The 439-nt window shown below is 40.5% G+C and carries 1 protein-coding gene and 1 pseudogene; both read right to left on the minus strand.

All coding sequences use genetic code 11. From position 1 onward, the window contains the following. Positions 1-190: pseudogene (locus SB658_RS21965) on the minus strand (Fis family transcriptional regulator); the annotation flags it as partial. Between the two features lie 126 nt (positions 191-316). After that, positions 317-439 (minus strand): XtrA/YqaO family protein (locus SB658_RS21970; RefSeq protein WP_410602299.1); only part of this gene is annotated, 123 nt, incomplete at its 5' end.

Below are 439 nucleotides of genomic sequence, written 5' to 3' on the forward strand. Positions count from 1 at the left end.
GTGCGCCTGGCTGCCTGCCAATTTGAAGCCATTCCACCACGTATTCGAGATCGCTGACCATACTAGCGATAATTTTTTTATCATGCTTCTCTTGATCTGACAGCTGTTTGTCTTCTTTTTCTCTAAATGGTTCATATCTTTTTCTAGCATCCTTTAAAGCTCGTTTGTATTCGATGAGTAAATCTTGCATGCTGGCTCTCTCCCTTTTTTAAGGAAATAAAAAACGGACACCAATCAGTCCCCTTTTCATAGGGTCTTGATCAGTGTCCGCAGGCTTTCCGTCTTGGACGTATGATGTTGTGATCTATCCAGTAATCTAGCTGATTTTAAAACCAATCTCGTGATCTACTCTTGCAAAATGACCTTTTGCCGTTTGTATAATGGTTTTTCCATGTTCAGGTACATCTATCTGATAAGCCGTTCCTACATTCCCATCTAA

Origin of the sequence: Bacillus sp. SIMBA_008 (assembly GCF_046535495.1) — a bacterium.
GTDB lineage: Bacteria > Bacillota > Bacilli > Bacillales > Bacillaceae > Bacillus > Bacillus subtilis.